2 protein-coding genes are annotated in these 3,388 nt (G+C 70.6%); one reads left to right on the top strand and one right to left on the bottom strand.

From position 1 onward, the window contains the following. Positions 1–152: 152 nt before the first annotated feature. Entirely contained in the window at positions 153–1,796 is a 1,644-nt protein-coding gene (pgm, locus tag RIF89_RS12525) for a phosphoglucomutase (alpha-D-glucose-1,6-bisphosphate-dependent) (protein ID WP_309069437.1), read from the bottom strand. A gap of 201 nt (positions 1,797–1,997) precedes the next feature. Between pgm and RIF89_RS12520 the strand changes: the two genes are divergently transcribed. Next, the gene (locus RIF89_RS12520) at positions 1,998–3,227 is read left to right on the top strand and encodes an aromatic acid/H+ symport family MFS transporter (protein WP_309069436.1); all 1,230 of its coding nucleotides are present in this window, start codon (positions 1,998–2,000) and stop codon (positions 3,225–3,227) included. Positions 3,228–3,388 lie beyond the last annotated feature (161 nt).

The raw sequence follows: 3,388 nt of genomic DNA, 5'->3' as shown, positions 1-3,388 counted from the left end.
GGACGGCGACGCGTCTCGTCTTCGGGACGGATCACCGCATCGGAGTGGGGGGATGTGAGCGTCATGCGCCCCAGCGTCCTCGCCGTGATTGAACGGCAGGTGACCATTCGGGCCGCGCGGGTGGGGACTACTCCCCATGCGCGCCGAGGGCGTCAGCCGCCGAGGGCGGCGCTCACCACGGCGCGCGCCTCGTCCTGCACCTGGCGGAGGTGCTCCTCACCGCGCAGCGACTCGGCGTACAGCTTGTACACGTCCTCCGTGCCGGACGGGCGGGCCGCGAACCACGCGCTCGCGGTCTGCACCTTGAGGCCGCCGATCGCGGCGTCGTTGCCGGGGGCATGCGACAGCTTGGCGACGATCTCCTCGCCCGCGAGCGTCGTGGCGGTGACCGCGTCGGGACCCAGCTTGCCGAGCGCAGCCTTTTGCTCGGGCGTCGCCGGCGCGTCGACGCGCTGGTACGACGACGCGCCGTACTCGGCCTCGAGCTCGGCGTAGCGCTGCGACGGCGTCTTGCCCGTCACCGCCAGGATCTCGGCGGCGAGCAGGCAGAGCAGGATGCCGTCCTTGTCCGTCGTCCACACCGTGCCGTCCGTGCGCAGGAACGACGCCCCGGCCGACTCCTCGCCGCCGAACGCGACGGAGCCGTCCAGCAGCCCCGGCACGAACCACTTGAAGCCCACCGGCACCTCGAGGAGGCGGCGACCGAGCGCGGCGGTGACCTTGTCGATCATCATGGACGACACGAGCGTCTTGCCCACCGCGGCATCGGCCGACCAGCCGGGGCGGTGCGAGAACAGGTACTCGACGGCCACGGCGAGGTAGTGGTTCGGGTTCATCAGGCCGGCGTCGGGCGTCACGATGCCGTGCCGGTCGGCGTCGGCATCGTTGCCGGTCAGGATGTCGAACTCGGCCCGCTTGGCGACGAGAGACGCCATGGCGGAGGGGGATGACGGATCCATCCGGATCTTCTCGTCCCAGTCGAGCGTCATAAAGCGCCACGTCGGGTCGACATCCGGGTTCACGACCGTGAGGTCGAGGCCGTAGTGCTCGGCGATCAGTGCCCAGTACTCGACGGAGGCGCCGCCCAGGGGGTCGGCGCCGATGCGGATGCCCGCGCGCTTGATGGCCTCGATGTCGATGATCGACGCGAGGTCGCGCACGTAGGCGTCGCGGAAGTCGTAGGTCGCGATCGCACCGGCGTCGAGGTCCGCGAAGCGCACGCGGCTGACGCCCTCAAGGCCGCCCTCGATGAGCTCGTTCGCGCGCGCCGCGATCCACGACGTCGCGTCGGTGTCGGCCGGGCCGCCGTGCGGCGGGTTGTACTTGAAGCCGCCGTCGGCAGGAGGGTTGTGGCTCGGCGTCACGACGATGCCGTCCGCGCGGGCCGCGTCGCCCGGCTCGAGGTCGCGGTTGAACGCCAGGATGGCGTGGCTGAGCGCCGGGGTGGGCACCCACGAGTCGCGGGCGTCGATGCGCACGTCGATCGCGTTCGCGACGAGCACCTCGATCGCGCTGCGCTCGGCGGGAAGCGACAGGGCGTGCGTGTCGCGCCCGAGGAACAGCGGGCCCTCGATGCCCTGTGCCGCGCGGTAGTCGACGATCGCCTGGGTCGTGGCGAGGATGTGCTGCTCGTTGAAGCTCGTGCTGAGACTCGACCCGCGGTGTCCGCTCGTGCCGAAGGCGACCCTCTGGCCCGCGACCCGGGGATCAGGGATCCGGTCGTAGTACGCGCTGATCAGCTCGTCGACGTCGATGAGGTCGGATGCTTCGGCAGGGAGTCCGGCACGGCTCGTCATGGCCGACAGTCTCCCACGCACGCGCGTGGCGGCGTACTCGCGCGCCCCCGGGTTGACAGCGGCCAGGGAGGCCGTGCACAGTGTCCGACTTCCCATTCAGTGGGACGTACGTCGGGGCCGCGCCGAGCCGCCGTGTGAGGATCGCCGACGGCCCGACCGCGACTGTCGGCCGCACTCCCGAAACGAAGGACGAAGACGTCTATGACGCTTGATGCAGCGAAGAACAAGCCCTCCGTCGACCTGTGGATCGCCATCCTGTGCTTCCTGATCGTGGTCTTCGAGGGCTACGACATCGTGGCGCTGGGGGCGACCATCCCGGTGCTCACCGATCCCGAGGTGGGCGGCTTCGCGGTCGACGAGATGAACTGGGTCAACACGTTCTCGCTCATCGGCGTGGGCGTCGGGGCGGCGTTCATGGGCCGCCTCGCCGACCGCTTCGGCCGCCGCACGCCGCTGCTGCTCGCCGTGCTCGTCTTCTCGATCTTCACGATCGTGTTCCCGCTGATGCCGAACGCGTTCCTGATGGGCGCGGTCCGCTTCATCGCGGGCCTGGGTCTCGGCGGCTGCATGCCGGTCGCCCTCGCGATGATGCAGGAGAACGCCCCCGTCGGCCGCCGTGCGCTCGCCAACAACCTGCCGATGGTCGGCTACCACCTCGGCGCGGTCCTCGCCTCGCTCACCGGCCGCGCGGCGGGCATCGAGTGGTCGGTGCTCTACTACCTGGGCGGCGGCCTCGGTCTCGCGCTGCTCGCCGTGCTGTGGCTCAGGCTGCCCGACAGCGCGATCGCGCGCGACGGCTCGGCGCCCCGCAGCACGTTCGCGGACGTCGTGAAGCCCGCCTTCCTGCGCTCGTCGGTCGGCCTCTGGATCGCCGCGTTCATGGGTCTCGTGCTCGTGTACGGCCTGAATGCGTGGCTGCCGAAGATCATGGGCGCGGCGGGCTACCCCGTCGCCGACTCGCTCGTGATGCTGTTCGTGCTCAACCTCGGTGCGATCGCCGGGCTGCTGATCAGCGCGTTCGCCGCGGACGCCAAGGGCATCAAGGGCGTCTCGATGCTCTGGTTCGGCGCGGCCGCCGTGTTCCTCGTGCTGCTGGCGATCCCGTTCGGCAGTCAGGTGCTGCTCACCACGGTCATCTTCATCACCGGCGTGTTCGTATTCAGCGCGCAGAGCCTGATGTACGTCTACGCCGGACACATCTACCCGCGCGAGCTCGTCGCGACCGGCATCGGCCTGGCGTCGGGAATCGGCCGCTTCGGCGCGATCATCGGCCCGTACATCACGGGCCTCATGGTGGCGGCCGGCACCGCGTACCCCGGCGCGTTCTTCCTGTACGGCGGCGCGGCCGTGATCGCGGTGGTCGTCATCCTGCAGATGCCGAACCCCCGCAAGGCCGCTGTCGCGGTCGATGCGGAGCGCGTCTCGGCGTGAGGCCATCGGTCGGCCCGGGCGCCGCGGTGCCCGGGCCGACCGCCCTTCGCCCCGGGTCTAGGCTGAAGCCCATGCCGTCGGATGCCGCTCCTCGTCGCACGTACAGCTACCTGGGTCCCGCCGGCACCTTCACGGAGGCCGCGCTCGACCAGGTCCCCGAG

The sequence above is a fragment of the Microbacterium sp. genome, assembly GCF_031178525.1.
In the GTDB taxonomy this organism is placed as follows: domain Bacteria; phylum Actinomycetota; class Actinomycetes; order Actinomycetales; family Microbacteriaceae; genus Microbacterium.
Note: the sequence above shows the minus strand (reverse complement) of the source record. Positions and strands in the feature narration are given on the sequence as shown.